Source organism: Kitasatospora griseola (assembly GCF_014648555.1).
Taxonomy (GTDB): Bacteria; Actinomycetota; Actinomycetes; order Streptomycetales; family Streptomycetaceae; genus Kitasatospora; species Kitasatospora griseola.
The window spans coordinates 23609-39778 of sequence record NZ_BMRI01000034.1 but is presented as its reverse complement, the minus strand read 5'-3'; the positions used below and the strand labels follow the sequence as shown (position 1 = coordinate 39778).

The following is a 16170-nucleotide window of genomic DNA, read 5'->3' as shown; positions in this document are numbered from 1 at the left end:
CAGCCCGGTCCTGCTGGAACCCGTGGTGGACCTCACCGCGACCGTCCCGCAGGACACCGTCGGCGGCGTCCTCGGCGACCTCTCCGCCCGCCGAGGCCGCGTCCACGGCTCCGCCCCCCGCGGCGCCACCGACGCAGCCCTGACCGCCACCGTCCCCCTCGCCGAACTCTTCGGCTACGCCGGCGCCCTGCGCAGCCGCACCCAGGGCCGCGGCACCTTCACCACCCACCCGACCGGCTACGCCCCGGCCCCGCGCCGGCAGTAGACGGCACGACAGCGGCCCCGCCCGGAAATCCCGGGCGGGGCAGCTCAGTCAGGATCACCGTCAGGTGTCAGCAGATCGGGCCGGAGGGGGCGGCGTGCCGGTCTCGACGTGTCCGGTTCGGCCCGCCGAGGCCGTCGAACCGTTCGGATCTGCGGCCCGAACGCCGGAGGCTCAGAAGAATCCCGGTGAGGATCCGTCCAGCGAGCCGATCAGGGTGGCCCGGTCGAGCAGGATGTTGTTGTTCTCGCAGCTGGTCTCGGGAAGCAGCACGCACGCATGGCAGGCGGCCAGGTTGAGCCCGTCGGCGCCACTGGCCTCCGACTCCGCGCACAGCGGATCGTTGGAGCACCATTCGGCGCGGGCCAACGCCGACCGCAGTGAGCTTTCCAACCGGTCCGGCTCGCCCTGGGCGACGATGCCTCCCAGGCTGCCGGCCGAATCGCTCGTCGCGGTGTAGATCAGGATTCCCGCCATGTCGTCGCCCGCGTACAGGCGTTCCCGCAGTGCGGCGGCCGGGTAACCGCCGTCCAGGCTCCACTCGTTGATCAGCACGTGGGCGAGGGTGTGCAGCAGCACGTACCGCGGATCGGCGTGGGACGACGGTACCGGCCGGTCCGAACCCTTGGCGCGCTCGTGCAGCAGACGATCGTGGTTCGCACGGATTCGCCGGGCCCGGGAGATGGGGCCGGGTAGTTGCTCCCACTGGCGCAGACGATCGGTGTCGAGCCGCAGGAACACTCCCTCGCCCCGGACCTCGATCGCGGGCAGCCACGTCTGCCTCTGGTGCCAGATCGGCGCGTGCCGAGGCATTGCCGCCAGGCCCGGCTCCTCGATCCTGGTGAACGACTGCAGGGCGCGGACCTCACGCAGGCGCTTCACCAGCATGATCTGGCCGAGGCCGTGGGACTCCCGGAGCGGTCCGGTCGACCCGGCCGGCGGTTCGCAGACGAAATCCTGGGCCCCGACATCGGGATCCTCCCGATGCGTCCGGCGCAGGCTGTCGTATTCGTCGCGGTAGATCGCCGTGCGCGGTGCGTCCTGTTGCCCGGATTCGATCGGGCCCTGCTCCGTGGAGCTCCGCTCGGTCTCCCGGCGTTCGCGGATCAGTGACACGATCTCCTCGGGGTCGTAGGCAGGATGGTGCTCGAGGATCTTTTCGACGCGCAGGTACCGGCGGACGAAGGAGTCGTCCTCGTCCTTCAACTTGCTGTACAGGCCTGCCGCGAGCTTCGCCAGGCCCTCGCTCCACGGGGGGATGGACAGCGCGGAGTGCACGACGGGGAACCAGACGGAGGAGGAACCACGCTGGAGGGTACGCGGCGCTTCCGTGCAGTGCTCGGCAGGTGCGTCCTTCAACCACGGGAGACGGCCGCCGCAGCGGATGCGCAGGTCATCGAGTGCCGTGCGACGGAACGACCCCTCCATCGACGCCGAAACGCCGCAGCTGCAGCTGATCAGTACGGCGCGCAGCGAGGCGGTCGAGCCGTCCGACCTGAACGTCAGGCCGCCTCCACAGCTCCCGGTCTCGGTTCGACCGTTGTTCCGGTGCACCCACTGCCAGTAGGGGAAGTCCTCCAGGTGGCCGTTTGCGCAGGCCATCACGAATCGGGACGGGACCAGGCCTTCCTGACAGTTCGAACACTCGGCCCGACCTGCGGGGGGGTTGAACTTCCGATACGGCTGGAGAGCGCCGCAGCGCGGGCAGGAGTACCACTCGGGGAACCGCACGGCCCGGACGCCGTCCTTCGCCAGGTCCGGGTCGGGCGCGGGCGGCAGGCGGAACTCGTACACGTGCAGTTGGTCGGAGAGCCGGGGCTCCACGACGACCGGTGCCTGTGAGACGTCCCACGAGTCGATGCCGCGGACCAGGAACGACTCGTTGTCCACCGCGATCATCGCGCCGACGCCGTACGTGGTGATCAACTGTGCGCGCCGGATCTCTCCGAGTCGACGGGCGGCACGGACCGGGCCGGAGACCAGGCTCCGACGGCGGGTGCGAGGGGGAAGAGGTGTCACAGCTCAGCGCTCCTCGAAGAAGACGGACGAGGCATCGACGTCACGCAGGCTCCACAGGGTGGGCCACGACTCGGCCCCGGTGGTGAGCGCTTCGTCGTCGTAGCTGCTCAGCAAGGCAGGCGCACGCGTGCCCCGGGGCGCTTCGTAGACCAGGTCGGAGTAGTCCTCGGCCGCGTACCTCCACTCCTGGACGAAGTGGTCGAAGGCCTCGGCGGTGGTGTCGAGTTCGGCCGGGTCGACCTCGGCGACACGGTCGAGGACGATGCGACGGATGCTGCCGTTCAGATCGTCCAGGAAATCCTCGATCCTGCCGGCGGCGGCGTTCGGGCCCGCCTTCGGCAGGGTCAGCCGAGCCAGCGCGACGATCACCGCGTGCAGTCCGCGCTCCCTGGCCCGGGAGGAGAACGGCGTCACGCTGGTGGACTCCACCTCCCGGTACAGCGCCGAGTGGAACTGTTGGAAGTCTTCGTAGTGCGAACGGTCGCGGGATCGGGCCGAGTTGAGCATGACCGCCACGAATCCGGGGTGCTGCCGGCCGACCCGGCTGGTGGCCTGAATGTACTCCGCGGTCGTCTGCGGCTGACCCATGACCGCCATCAGCCCCAGCCGGTCGATGTCCACACCGACCGAGATCATGTTGGTGGCGAGAAGGACGTCGAGGACGTCCTTCTCCGGCAGCGACCGTTCGACCTCCTTCAACCGTCGGGAGATGTCGCTCGCATTGGCCCGACTGCTGAGCTCGGTGAGCCCGTCGACCCGGCGCGGCTCCACACCGTCCCGGACTGCCAGATAGTCGAGCCGTTCCTGCACGTCGTCCAGGACCTGGAGTTCCGCTGCGGACAGCAGGCGCAGGCTGTTGAAGTAGCCGACGAGCGTCCAGTAGGCGTCCTTCACGTGGTCCGGCGCGCCACGGGTCGCCGCCCGGTGCAGCAATGCCGCGTACACCCGGATCAGCAGCGTCGCCTGACTGGTGCTGGAGGTGAGCAGACCGACATAGCGGCGGGCGGCCTTCCGGTCCCGAGAGGTTTCGACGGCGAACCAGGAATCGCGCGAGTCGAGCCCGGCCGGCGGGAACTGGTCGACCCTACGGGCGAACAACCGGGATCCCTGCTGATCGGCCCGCCGGATGGTCGCGGTCGAGGCGACCACCTTCGGCTGTCGGGCGAGTGCGTCCACTGCCGTCTCGTACAGACCGGTCAGGGTGCCCAAGGGGCCCGAGATCAGGTGGAGTTCGTCCTGGACGATCAGCTCGGGGGGGCGGGTGCCGGGCGGAGCGGTCAGATTGAACAGGGCGGCCGAATCGGGCCGCCACGGCAGCGAGGCGAACTTGTCGACGGTGGCGATCACCAGGGTCGGTCGAGCATGGTAAACGGCATCGTCGACCAGGTGGACCGGCAGGCCCGTCTGGAACGCGCAGTCGACAGCGGGACAGCTGATCACCATCCGAACGGTGGCCTCGTCCACCGCGTAGTCGTCCGGGGACAGGGGCTCGCCGCACCAAGGGCAGCCGCGCAACTGGACGGGGTTCTCCGTCTGAAGCGGCCGCAGCGGATTGTTGCGCAGTTCCCGCAGCCGCTGGGCGGCCACGGACAGCCGGTTCGGAGTGGCGGAGCGGCCCACCCACATGCCGATCGAAATCTCCTCGTCGCCCAGCGACGCCGGATCTTCGGCACGAATCCGTTCCATGGCACAGATCAGCGTCGTGGCCCGCTCGAACTGCTGCAGCGTCAGCAGCCGCAGGGTGTAGCGCATGAGGACGGTGACGCCGCCACCCGTCGCCCCGTCGCGCAGCCGCCGCAGGAAGGTGGTGAACGCGATCAGGCCGAGGTAGGCCTCGGTCTTGCCACCACCGGTGGGGAACCACAGCAGGTCGGCCACTCCGCGGTCCTCGTGCTCGGGGTCCACGATGCCCACCAGACAGAGCAGCACGAAGGAGATCTGAAACGGGCGCCACCGGCCTGCCGAGGCATCGGGCAGACCGGACCTGCCCCCCTTGATCCACGCCGTTCGGGCACGCTGATCGGCCATTGCGAGGTTCGCGAGTCTGAACGCGCGAAGCACCTCCGGCCGGTCCGGGTCGGCCAACAGGTCCACGCCGTCGTGCATGCGCCGGAGTGCGCGGCGGCACTGGCGCACCTGCTTCACCGCGATCGGGCCGTGCTCGGTGCCGGCCAGCGCGTGGCTCTGTTCCTCCTGGCCGTCGATCCAGATCCGGTACCCGTCGAGCATCCGACGCAGTGCCGCGACGATCTCGTCGGTCGGGGCGGTGCCGAGACCGTGCATGGTCAGTGCGCTGGTGTCGATCTCCGGGTTCGAGTCCGTCAGCAGCACCTCGTGGGACGGCACGAACTCGGTCCGGACCGACGTCACCACGGCCCGGTCGGTGCCCACCTCACCGATGGCCGGGGGAGTCCACTCCCAGTACGCCGCGCAGCCGTGCCCGGTGGCGAAGGTCGGCGCGTGCCGGTGCAGCATCCGACTCAACGCCAGCTCGGAGTCGGCCGCACCGACCGCCGCGCGCCGCTCCACGAACGGTGCGGCGGTCCCGTCCTCGGCGGTCACCTCAAGGACCGGCTGGTAGAAGCAGTGGGCGTCGCGGAGGTCGTACTGACCGACCTCCAGACTGTTCACGACCGTTGCCGTCACGGTCACCGTGCCGTGCTGCTTCGAGGGCGGACGCACCAGGACCCGGAGTTCGAGACCGGGGTGCAGTGGATCCAGGTCGGGGAAACCGGGCACCGTCACGTCCACAACGACCGGGTCCGGACGCAGTTCGGCCCGACGCCAGTGTTCCTTCTGCGCCTTCGTGCTGCGAGCCTCGGTCCGCTTGGCCGCAACGGGCTTCCCGTTCTCGTCCTCGGGCCGGTAGACGGCCGCCCGGACGGAGAACTTCAGCCGCGGGGCGACATTCGGGTCCACGGCGAACGTGAGGCCGAGCGACGAAGGCATCCGGATGCCGGCCAGGGAGACCCCGAGGTCCGCAGCCTCCTCCTCGACCACCCTCCGGGTGATCGGGGTCGTGTCGAGGCCGTCCTGTTCGTTCTCCTGCTCGGACGGTTCGCGGTGCCCGTCCTGCGAGCGGGTGCGCGGGAACAGCACCCCGATCGGGTACATGGTGATCGGCGCGTCACCCGTGAGCACCTCGTCGGTGCCGCCCACGGGGCCGAGCAGGTCGTCGCGCACCGCTGTCAGCAGGGAGTCGCACATCTCGTAGTGCGCCCGGTGGATCGACTCGCTCACGCAGTGCCCCCTTCAATGCCGATCGTCTGTTCGTTGTCCCACCGGAAACGCCCGAGTCCGCACAACCTGGGCGCCAGCCACACTCCTTGTGGACCCAGCCCTTCCCGGTCCGTCACCGTGGCGCTGCCACCGACGCTCTCCACGTAGTCGACCCGCAGCCCGGTGATCGCCTGCGGCCATCTGTCCACCGGACTGTGCGCGTTGCGCTGCAGCATCCGGTACAGGTCGGTACGGAAGTGCTCGGAGACGACTGCCGTCGGCCGGCCCTCGATGACCACGGCATACGGCGGTGACTGGTCGGCGGCCACCGGGATGCCGTGCAGCAGGACCAGCTCGGCGGGATCCCCGGGAGAGACGACGGTGCGCAGGTGCTCCATCAAGGCCCGGGGTTCGACCCGGAGGTCCTCGGTACCGGGCGGCAGAGTCTGCGACACGTCACCGCCGAGCAGTTCGATGCCATTGCGTGCCCAGGCGCTCCGACCACCGAGGTACCACCGGTCCAGCCGCCGGTCCTTGCGGACCAGCCAGGAACTGGGAGCGTCCAGGATGTACATGTCGTCGCGGGCCCTGGTCATCGCCACGTACAGCAGTCGGGCCTCCGCCGCCGGGTCGTAGTCGCGCTTCTTCTTCTCGACCCGCCGGGGCTCCCTCAGAACCCGCGGTTCGACCACGAGGACCCGGTCGAACTGCAGGCCCTTGGCACGGTGCACCGTGGAGACGACCAGGGAGGCCGAACGGACACTGGTGAGTTCGTCGGGAAGCCGTCGTTCGGCCAGCGCCAGGTGCAGCGCGGGGACATCGATGGTGCCTCGGGCTCCTCGGGCGACCTTGCGGACAGATCGCCACAGCGTCTCGGGTGAGCTGTCGGTGGGCAGTTCGATGTCGGCGAGCAGCTCACGGAAACGCTCCTCGCCGAGTGTGGAGGCGGCAGTGGCACCCAGGAGCTCGGCGAGCCACGGCGGAGCCGAACGCTCCCGCGCCGAACGCTGAAGGGTGTGCGGGACGCCTGCGTCGGCGAGCAGACCGGAGACGGTCAGGGCCTGACCGTTGTCCCGGCACAACACCGCGGTGGTGCCCGGGTAGTGGCGCAACGCGTCCTGCACGTACTCCAGATCGAGGCCGCCGAAGTTCGGAGTCGTCAGAAGCAACGACCGTAGGTCTCCGTGGATCCGTTCCGCCTCATCGGCGGCCCGAGCCGGATCGCGGGGAAGGCGCTGCAGTTGGGCTCCGTACGGCAGGGCGAGCCGCGCGACGTCGGTGCGGGCCCGGAAGTTGTCGCCCAGGTGCAGCTCGACCAGATCCTCGCCGAAGCTGGCACGCACCCAGTCCAGGAACCGGTCGGTCTCCTCGGCCCGCTGGTCCGGGTCGGAGACCTGGAACCCGTACACGGCCTGCGCCGAGTCGCCGACCACGGTGAAGCCGGCGTTCTCCTGGAACCGGTCGAGCAACGCCTCGACCATTTCCCGACGGACGCCGACCAGATCCTGCACCTCGTCGATCACGACATGGGCGGGCACCCCCTGCTCCCCGACCTCGACCGCGCCGTGGTCGATCGCCTCGGTGGCCGCCTCGATCCGGCCGTCGAAACCGACCGTCGACCAGTCGGTGTCCGGATAGGCACGGATCAGCAGAGCGGTGGCCCAGGCGTCGAAGGTCTGCGCCCGGACCCGCTGCGCGCTGCCGGCGCGCCGTTCGATCCGCTCGGTCAGCTCGCGTACCGCGGCCCGGGAGAAGGTGAGCACGAGGATCTCCCCGGCCTCCAACTCCTCCCGTTCCACGAGTGCGTCGAGCCGCCGCACCAGCGTGTAGGTCTTGCCGGCGCCTGCGCCGGCGGTGACCAGCACCCGGGCGTCCCACGGCTGGTCCACCACGGCCTGTTGCTCCGCGGTCAGCGGGTGATCGTCGACGATGGCGCTCACTTCGCCTCGCTCCACAGGTACTCGAAGTCGGTGAAGGCGAGCTTCTCGCCGTAGTTGGTCACGTTGTCCCGCACGTTGAGGATCAGGCAGGTCTCCTTGCCGCCGTTACGGGGGCCGCGCAGGCCGCGACCGATCATCTGCTGGTAGATGTGCGCGCTGTAGGTCGGCCGGGCCACCACCACCGCCCGGGTCGCCGGGGCGTCGAATCCCTGGGTGAGCACACCGTAGTTGGTGATCACCTGGATCTTCCCCTTGCGGAAAGCGTCGATCCGCTGCCGGCGCTCCGCGGTCGGGGTGTTCGCGTCGATCGCGGCAGCGGTGACGCCGCGGTCGCCGAGCTTGGCGGCAAGGAACTTGGCGTGCGCCACCGAGGTCGCGAAGACCAGCACCGGCCAGTCCGAGGGCAGGGCGACAATCTCGTCCACGATCCGCTGGTTGCGTTCGTGGTCGTCGGCGAGCCGCTGCTCGGCGCCCTTGGGCAGGGTGGCGAACTTCTCGGACTGCTTGAGCTCGTCGGCGTTCAGAGAGATCCGACCGCCCGCCAGCTCCCGGTGCCTGACCTGTGCCAGCACCCCGAGCCCCTGCAGCTGCTTGATGGCGTGCTCCAAGTCACCCTGGAACACCTCCGTGTCGAGTCGCTCGCCGAAGCGCTGCACCAGCAACCTGGTCAGTTCTTCGTTGTTGCGGTACGGCGTCGCGGTGAGCCCGATCAGGTGCCTGCCGGTCCGATGGTGCGTCAGGTCCAGCTGGGCGAACAGCTCGGTGAAACGCGGGGACATCGCGGTGTGGGCCTCGTCGACCACGACCAGCGAGGTGCTTTCCCTCAGCCACGCGTAGTCGCCGGTGTCCAGACAGCGGGACAGCTTCGCGTCGGTGGCGACCACCAGGTGCGGGCGGCCGTCGACCGGAGTCGCCTCGTTGCTCGACCACAGTCGGCTGATCACCAGCGGCATCTCCGGGCCGACCTTCGACCAGACGAACTGCCAGCTCTGCACGGCCTGTTCGCACAGCTCCTCGGTCTGCGCGATCCACAGCACCGGGCCCGGAAGTTCCTGCCGTTCACGGATCCACCGGATCACGCCCTCGGCGGTGACCCGGGTCTTGCCGCCACCGGTCGGCATGCCGAGCATGCCGCGCCGCGGCACCGGGCTCTCCAGCAGTCCGAGCAGAGCCTTGGCGAGCTGCTCCTGGTACGGGTGCAGGGCGGGGAACTCGCTCGGCCCGTCCACCTCGAACCTGGCCTCCAGGGAGGGCACCCGGGCACCCGCGAAGGAATCCGGGAAGTTCAGGTCCGCGACGAACCGACGGGCCTTCTCACTGCCGTTGAACGAGCTCGGCGCACGGGTCGGGAACTCCAGCGACAGGTCCCGCTCGTGCATTCGGAGGATCGACTCGCCGTGCGAGTTGAACGCCATCTCGGCAATCCGCCGCTCGCTCGGCTCCTCCCCGCCGTTCTCCTCCAACTCGCTGTCCAACAGCCCCGGCGGCAGCCCGCGCTGCAGCGCCTCACGTCCGATCAGCAGCGCGATCTTGTCGATGACGCTCTCGCTCTCGCGGACCGCACGCAGTCGCTCCTGCAACTGCTGGTTCTGCTCCTGACGGTCCTGCAGCTCCAACGCCTGCTTGCAGCCGGCTGCGCCGAAACCCCACTTGAACTCCTCGTCGGCCGCGCGCAGCACCTGCAGCCGGTCGAGCGAGTCCAGTACGTACAGGGTGTTCCCCTTCTTGGCGAACCTGATCGGGGTGGGCGTGCTGGCCGTGGCGGTGCGGATGATCCGGTCCAGAGCCGAGCAACGCTGGATCTTCAGGTTGCTCCCGATGTTGCCCAGCCGGGCCCGGACCGTGGTGTACACGTCGAACAGCGGAACCGGCGCGCCGACCTTGACCGGAGCGAGCTCCTTGGTGATGACGTCGGAGACCTTCGACATCCCCCATTCCTCGATCATGGCCTTGGCCGTCGCGGCGTCGGAACGGTCGGCGACCAGCAACGCCGGCAACTGCTCGCGCACCAGCTCGTCGTACTCGGCCTGGTTGGTGGCCACCGCGATCTCGCCGTCCGGCCGCTCCTCCCAGCCGGCACCCACTCGACACCGCGTCAGTACACCGTCGGGGAACTCGAAGGCGACCCGGAACAGTTGCGCGTAGGCCCGACCGACGAAGGCGTCGTCCTCGCTCTTCAGCACCCGGTCCAGCAGCTTGCTCCAACGGTCCGCCGGCACCTCGTCGGCGGTGACGGGCATGCCGAGCCGCCGGGCGAGGTCCGGGCCGATCGAGGCCACCGCGAGCACCGTGGCGTAGTCCTTCAGCTGCGGGCCGACCGCCTCGGACATCCGGGTGAGGCCGAGCGAGGTGTTCACCAGGCCGTACTTGTTGATCATCCAGCGGAACGGGGAGACGACGGGCTTGCGGGTGGCGGTCTGTGCGCCGTACTGCCCGGTCCACTGCTGGACCACACCCAGTTCGGGGAGCGCGGCGACGAAACCCGCCCGGCCCTCCTCGGACAGCTCACGCAGCAGATGCAGCGGGCCCGCGGTGGCAGCGCCCTCGACGGTCAGACGGCTCAGACTGGGCCGGGGCGCGTTGGCCGGCAGCGTACGCAGGTAGCCGTTGTGCACCAGTTCCCGGTACTCCTCGAACCACGGCTCCAGCTCGGGGCGGTGATTGGGGGTCGGCCGGTCGGACAGACCGAGCTCGCGGAACACTGCCCGGTCACCGTCGTGGAACGCCATGTCGACGGCGATCGAACGGTCCCTGCTGCCGTCGCCGGGTACCACCGGGCCGGGCAGGAGGCAGTCGCGCATGCGTCGGAACCGGCCGTCCACGGTGCGCACGTGCAGGGTTTCCAGCGGCTTCGGCACCTTGGCCCGGATCCGCTCCACCTGCGCGTTGCCGCCGGCGCTGCGCAGCAGGACCCAGAAGTTCGTCCAGGCCTGGCTGTCGTACTGGCCGAAGCCCTGGTCGAGCACACCCTCGAAACGTCCCTGGGCGTCCGCCACCCGGATGCCGATGGCGTGCAGATGCCGGGCCATCTCCGGTTGTTCGGAGATCCGCGGGTCGACGTAGACCATGTCGTCGCGCAGCGAGTCGTCCGAGGTCCGGTGGAAGATCTCACCGGCGACCGGCGCGACCATGCCGTGCTCCTCGGTCAGCACGATCCTTGCCTGGCGGATGTCCGGGGTGAACACGAAGTCGCGCGGCAGTTGGCGGGCCTGTTCCTGCGTCACCATCGCCGAGAGGATCTTGATGGCGTGGCAGGACGCTTCGGGGGTGCCGTCCGCGACCAGCGCCTCCAGCCAGCTCCGGACGCTCTCCGGCTTGCCGTCGGTGGGCTCCAGAATGTGGTTCATCTTGCCGCGCCGAGTCTTGCTGTCGGCGAAGTCGACCGACGGGTGCACCCAGTCGACGGGGCGCCCGGGGTACTCGGACCAGATCTGCAGCCATTCCTTGGCCAGGTTGGCCGGGGTGATGAACAGGTCCCGGGGGATCTGGAGCACGCCGTTCTGGTCGGGCAGGGACGGGCGCTGCGCGGCCATCGACCAGACCTGTCGGAGGAAGTACTCGTCCGCCCAGTTCACCTTCTCCTTGGCGCGACCGGGCAGCAGCGGGAGGTACGCGGCGGGGTCCTCGGCGGGCACCAGCGCCGGCAGGCTGTCGACCACCAACCGGGCTGCCACCTGGAGCAGTTCGAGGTTGAACGGGCTGCCGTCCAGAAGATGCTGCCGGTCCTCGTTCGTCTTCCACGGTGCATTGAGGATGCCGGTCAGCGACACCTCGTACTTGGTGGGGAAGAACGCCCAGAACTCACCCTTGCCGACGGGAACGGTGTACAGCCCGTTGCGGACGTCGTACTCGGGAACGGCCCAGGAGACGTCGATCATCGGGCGGTCGTGCAGTTCGCCGGCAGTGTCGCGGACCTCGGCGGTGGGGGAGTGGGCGACGGAGAAGACCTTCCAGGACTCCGTCGTCGACTTCGCGCCGCGGGTGATCTCCTTGAGTGTCCGGCCGATGCCCTTGTTCTCGACGGTGATGTCCCTCCGAACCGGCGGCATCTTGCGCTGGTCGAGCAGGAGCACCTCCCCGACGTGCGAGGAGAACAACTGGAAGTGGAACGGGAACGGCTTGATCTCCCGCCCGTCGCGGAACTTGTGACCGGTGATGTCGTACCCGAGCCGATCGGCGGCACCCGGCAACAGCGGCAGCCGGACCACGGTGGTGGCCCACTGCAGCAGCTTCTCCAACTCCGAGTCGTCGGCGCACTCCTGCTGCCGGTCCAGCGGACGGGCCATCCGCAGCACCGGGGTGTCCATGTCCAACTCACCGCTCACACCGAGCGCCTGGGCGATCTCCGCCGCCGACCAGTCACGGTCGAAGCCGAAGTCGCCGCTCGCGCTGAAGAACTGCGGGCTGTCGCTGACCGACAGCACCGACTTGACGCCGACGCCGAACCGTCCGATCTGTCCTCCGCGCTTGCGGGACACGCTCATCCGCAGGATCGTCTCGGCGCCCTGTGGCGTGACCGGGTTGCCCTCGTTGGCGCAGTACAGGTACTTGTCCGTCAGGACGACGTGCAGCTTCCCGCCGGGTGCGGCGGCGATCTCATCCGCCGCGTTCTGCACCAGTTCGAACAACTGCCGCTCGCCGTAACCGCCCTGGGTGATGCGGCGCTCGCCGTTCGCATGTTCCTGCACCAGCCCCGGGTCGACCCGGTAGGTCTCCAGGACGACGGCGGACTGGCGGAGCACGGTGGCGATGACGGGGAGTGCGGACTGCGGGTCGGTCATGGAGCACCTGTCTCGGGAGGGAGTCCCGGCCGTGGGAAGGGACGAGGAGATGAAGGGCCGGGTGCCGGCGCATGTGCGCCGGCACCCGCGCAGGGTGAACTCCGCGGTCAGCCTTCGACCGTGATGGTGATCGTCATGACAACCCGGCGCGGCACGTCCGCCGACGGCGGGACCGTCGACTCGGTCCGTCCGTGACGGCCGGGACCGCCCGACGGCATCGGCGTCCAGGGGCGCCCCTTGCCCCGGGAGGCGCCGGAAGTGCCGCGCTTCTGCGGGCGGGGCTGCACGACACGCCCGTGATCGGGAGGCTGCACGGCCTCCTCCTCGGTACGCGCGAGCTGTTCGGCCACCGTCGCCCGGGCGCGCAGCTGGGCAGCGACCTCGGAGCGCCAGTGCTCCACCTCGTACTCCTCGACCCCCCACACCCTCGCGCGGTAGTCCTCCCTGCGCGCGGCGTCCGGCAGGGCGTCGTAGCGCGCAAGACGGCGCGCCATCTCCGTCAAGAACGAATTCATGGGTCCCCTCCCAAATGAAATACCGGATACCGACCTGCATTTCGACAGAGCTCTGGCCCGGTTGGTCTGTGAGCCGTATCCGCTTGGGAGTTGGGCTGCTCGACACTTGGACCCTAGCGGCTCCGGGTGAGCCCTGTCCACCCCCTCGAAGGGGTGTCGAACGAGGCGGAAATCCGACATTGAGGATAATTATTGAGAATTGAGATTTTCTTCCATTCCACTGCTGGCGCATTCCGGGCGACTGGGCGTCAAAGGCAATTTGACACTCCATGGGCTGTCAACTTCTACTGCTACGCTGGTCCGGCACGACAGCGGAACGGAAGAGGGGCGATGGAGGACAGCGAACACTTCGGCGTCTGGCTCGGGCGTCAGCTCCGGCGGGTCGGTATGACACAGGCTCAGTTCGCCGAGGAACTGGACCTGACGCGGGCGGCGGTGTCGGCATGGGTGACCGGCAGGGCGCAGCCGAAGCCCACACTCATGCCGAGGATCGCCCAGCTCCTGGGCACGGACCTGGCCACCGTGGTCACCAGGGACACCGACGCGGGGTCGGCCCGCCCGGTCACCTGGCACCACCGGCTCGCGCACGCGGATGGTGGGCGCGAGTACGGCAACGCGGCGGCCTTCGCCTTCGACGCGAACCTGGCGGTGTTGGCGCGTGAGGCGACCCAGAACAGTATGGACGAACGGTACGACATCGCCCGGCCGGTGCGAGTGCGTTTCACCCTGCACGAGTTGACGGGGGAGCACCTCAACAGGTTCCTCACCGCGTTGAAGTGGAACGAACTCGAACCTCACTACGACGTGGCGGCCCGGTCCCGTCAGAAGGTCGGCCGGGTGCTCGCCGAAGGCCTGCGGTTGCTGAGGGAGGAGTCCTCGCTGCTGCTGCTGCGAGTCGACGACTACAACGCGTCCGGCCTCACCGGACCCGAGTACGGTGACGGGCGGTTCGCCGCCGTGGTTCGCCGGCAGCTCGACAGTCACAAGCGTGATGACCGGGCGGGCGGATCGTACGGCCTGGGCAAGGCCACCCTGTGGGCGGCCAGCCGGCTCGGCCTGGTGCTGATCAACAGCACCCTTTCGGAGAGCCACGAAGGGCGTACGGCCCGCCGGGTGGTGGGCCGTCTCGACCTGCCGTGGCGGACGGTCGACGGGGTGGCGTACGCCGGCCCGGCGTGGCTGGGCGAACCGGACACGGAGAAGGAGCACGAGGGCGTTTCGCGCTCCTGGTGGGCCGACGAACGGACGGCCGCCGACCTGTGGCTGGAGCGCGACAGCGACGACCCGGGTACCTCGTTCCTGATCGTCGGCGCCCACGACGCCGCCGGGCACAGCAGCACGTTGAAGGAGACGTACGACGCGCTCGTCGAGGCGCTCGCCGACAACTTCTGGGCGGCCATGACGGCCGGCCGTTCCACTCCCGCAGTGCTTGAGGCATCGGTACGGGCGATGAAGGACGGGGTCACGGTCGTCGAGGAGCGCCGGGTCGACCCGACGGAACGCCACCCCGCGCTCACCCGTGCCCTGCGGTCCCACTTGGACGGCGAGACCGTTGCCGAACTCACCGCCGCGGACCAGGTGGTGGCGACCGACGTGGTGCTCGACATTCCCGCGCTGCGGGCGGCCGGGCGCGGGAGCGGGGTGCGCGAGCACCGGGCGGTGCTGTTGGTGACGCCTGCGGACGACGCGGACACCGAGCACAGCCGCATCGTGTGCATGCGCGGTACCCGCATGACGGTGACGACCAGGCGCCCGCGCAACCTCGGCCTCGGCGTCGATCCGTTCCAGGCGGTGCTGCTCGCCGGGTTCGCGACCGGGAACGACGACGAGTCGGTCCGGGCGGCCGAGGCGTTCCTGCGCGCCGCCGAGCCACCGGAGCACGACCGGTGGGGCACCACCGACGAGCTCACTGCGACGTACCTCAACGCGCCGCGCCGGCTCACCGAGTTCAACGCGGCCGTCGACGCGGCCCTGCGCGCGGTGGTCGGGCGTCGCTCGACCCGGCCGACCGGTGACGGACCCGAGATTCTGCGCGGCCTGTTGCGGCTGGACCTTCCGTCCGCCGGCAGCCGACGGGTCGAGGGCTACCCGGTGGTGGACCGGGTGAGCGGCAGGGTCGATGCCTCCGGATCGTGGACCCTCGACGTGACGCTGAAGGTCCCGCAGCGGGACGATTCCTGGCAGCTCGTGCCCGTCGCCAAGTTCGACGTCCGCTCCGGGAGCAGGCCCGCTCTCAGGTGGGCCGAACTCACCGCGAACGAGAACTGTCGGGTGCTCGACGGCAGGATCGTCGTGGACCCCGAGGTGCGGTCCGCAAGGTTCTCCGGGACCACCGCCGTCGACAGCCATCCCGTCCCGGCCTCGTTGGCGGGCGTGGTTGTGGACATCCGTCAGGCCCAGGAGGTTCCGGCATGAGCACCGTGTACCCGTACCCGACTCTCGCCGGACGTGTCGACATCACCGTGCGTCAGGCCGGCATCGACGGGAAGGCCCTGCCGTTCTCGCTGATCTCCCCACGTGAACAGGTTGTCGCGTTGCACCTGGCCGGACGCGACGACTGGGAGGAGGCCACCCTCGAACTCGAGGTCGGGCTGCCCAACGACGAACTGGCCGACGGCCCCTGGGCCTCGGTCGCTTGCGTGGCCGTTCTGACGGAGGGCGCCACCAACTCCCGCACGGTCGCACGACTGGAACGTCGCCGCGACGACACTCGGTGGCGAGGCGAGATACGTCTTCGCCGTTCCATGTATGTCGCCCGTGCCGTCCTTCAGGTCAGCGTGGTCGGCTCGTACGACGGCATCGACGGGCGGGTCATCGGGACCGGTGACGTGCCGTGGGTGGTCGACCTTCTCGCGAGGACTGCGGTTCGGCAGCGCGACATCGAGATCGTGGAGGAGGACTTCCGGGACGGGCCGCAGGAATGGCTGAGGCCGTTCAAGGAAGCCCCCTGGCTGGTCGAGACCTCCGGTGAACTGCCCACCGTGCTCCTCAACACCTCGTTCGAAGGGCTGGGGGCGCTGCTCAACGGAGCTCGCGGACCGTTGGAGAAAGCGGCTGCCGGACTCGTTGCCACCCAGATCGCCGGCGATGCCTGGACAGCGATGTTCCATTCTGCCGTCGGTGACCTGGAGGTCGACGACGACGGTGCCCCGCAGGTGCCGGACGGCTGGAAGGAACCCGTCCTGCGCGCCATGCTTCCGGATGTCTTCCCCGGGCTTCCCCTCGCGGACGCCCTTGCGGAGATCCACAGCCGGCGAACCGAGGGGCATGGTTGGGCCGAACTGCAGTCCAGGATCCAGTTCGCGGCTTCTCGTCGGGCCCAGGCCCCGAAGAACCTGACCACCGCTCTCCGCGCGGTGTCCCGACCCCAGGAAGGTGCAGCCCGTTGAACCGGTCCGGTGCCGATGTTCCCGATCGGCTCGCACTGCTCCCCT

Annotated in this window: 7 protein-coding genes and 1 pseudogene; 3 read left to right on the top strand and 5 right to left on the bottom strand. The window is 69.4% G+C overall.

Going from position 1 to position 16170, the window contains the following annotated elements; translation table 11 throughout:
• Nucleotides 1–265 (top strand): annotated as a pseudogene (gene fusA, locus IEZ12_RS39340) (elongation factor G); the annotation flags it as partial.
• A 171-nt stretch (nucleotides 266–436) separates the two neighbouring features.
• On the opposite strand, the gene drmB reads toward fusA, so the two are convergent.
• From drmB to IEZ12_RS30150, 5 genes are all read right to left on the bottom strand, one after another.
• Nucleotides 437–2281, bottom strand: coding sequence for an MrfA Zn-binding domain-containing protein (gene drmB / locus IEZ12_RS30170; RefSeq protein WP_189276500.1), 1845 nt, complete (start codon nucleotides 2279–2281; stop codon nucleotides 437–439).
• 3 nt (nucleotides 2282–2284) lie between these two features.
• A complete protein-coding gene (locus tag IEZ12_RS30165; protein WP_189276552.1) occupies nucleotides 2285–5488 on the bottom strand; it encodes a helicase-related protein in 3204 nt (1067 codons plus the stop codon).
• Nucleotides 5489–5517: 29 nt separating this feature from the next.
• Nucleotides 5518–7440 carry a UvrD-helicase domain-containing protein gene (locus IEZ12_RS30160; RefSeq protein ID WP_229848305.1) on the bottom strand — a complete coding sequence of 641 codons (1923 nt, stop codon included), beginning with the start codon at nucleotides 7438–7440 and terminating at the stop codon, nucleotides 5518–5520.
• The gene (locus tag IEZ12_RS30155; RefSeq protein ID WP_189276496.1) at nucleotides 7437–12221 is read right to left on the bottom strand and encodes a DEAD/DEAH box helicase; all 4785 of its coding nucleotides are present in this window, start codon (nucleotides 12219–12221) and stop codon (nucleotides 7437–7439) included. Before IEZ12_RS30155 ends, IEZ12_RS30160 begins: the two co-directional genes overlap by 4 nt.
• A gap of 107 nt (nucleotides 12222–12328) precedes the next feature.
• Nucleotides 12329–12724 (bottom strand): hypothetical protein, encoded by a 396-nt coding sequence (locus tag IEZ12_RS30150; protein ID WP_189276494.1) that lies wholly within the window; start codon nucleotides 12722–12724, stop codon nucleotides 12329–12331.
• A 342-nt stretch (nucleotides 12725–13066) separates the two neighbouring features.
• Here IEZ12_RS30150 and IEZ12_RS30145 point away from each other — a divergent pair, with 342 nt between their 5' ends.
• Nucleotides 13067–15151: a helix-turn-helix transcriptional regulator gene (locus IEZ12_RS30145; protein WP_189276492.1), complete on the top strand. Its 2085-nt coding sequence runs from the start codon at nucleotides 13067–13069 to the stop codon at nucleotides 15149–15151.
• Nucleotides 15148–16125 (top strand): hypothetical protein, encoded by a 978-nt coding sequence (locus IEZ12_RS30140; protein WP_189276490.1) that lies wholly within the window; start codon nucleotides 15148–15150, stop codon nucleotides 16123–16125. The genes IEZ12_RS30145 and IEZ12_RS30140 overlap by 4 nt, the downstream gene beginning before the upstream one ends.
• The last annotated feature ends 45 nt before the right edge of the window (nucleotides 16126–16170 follow it).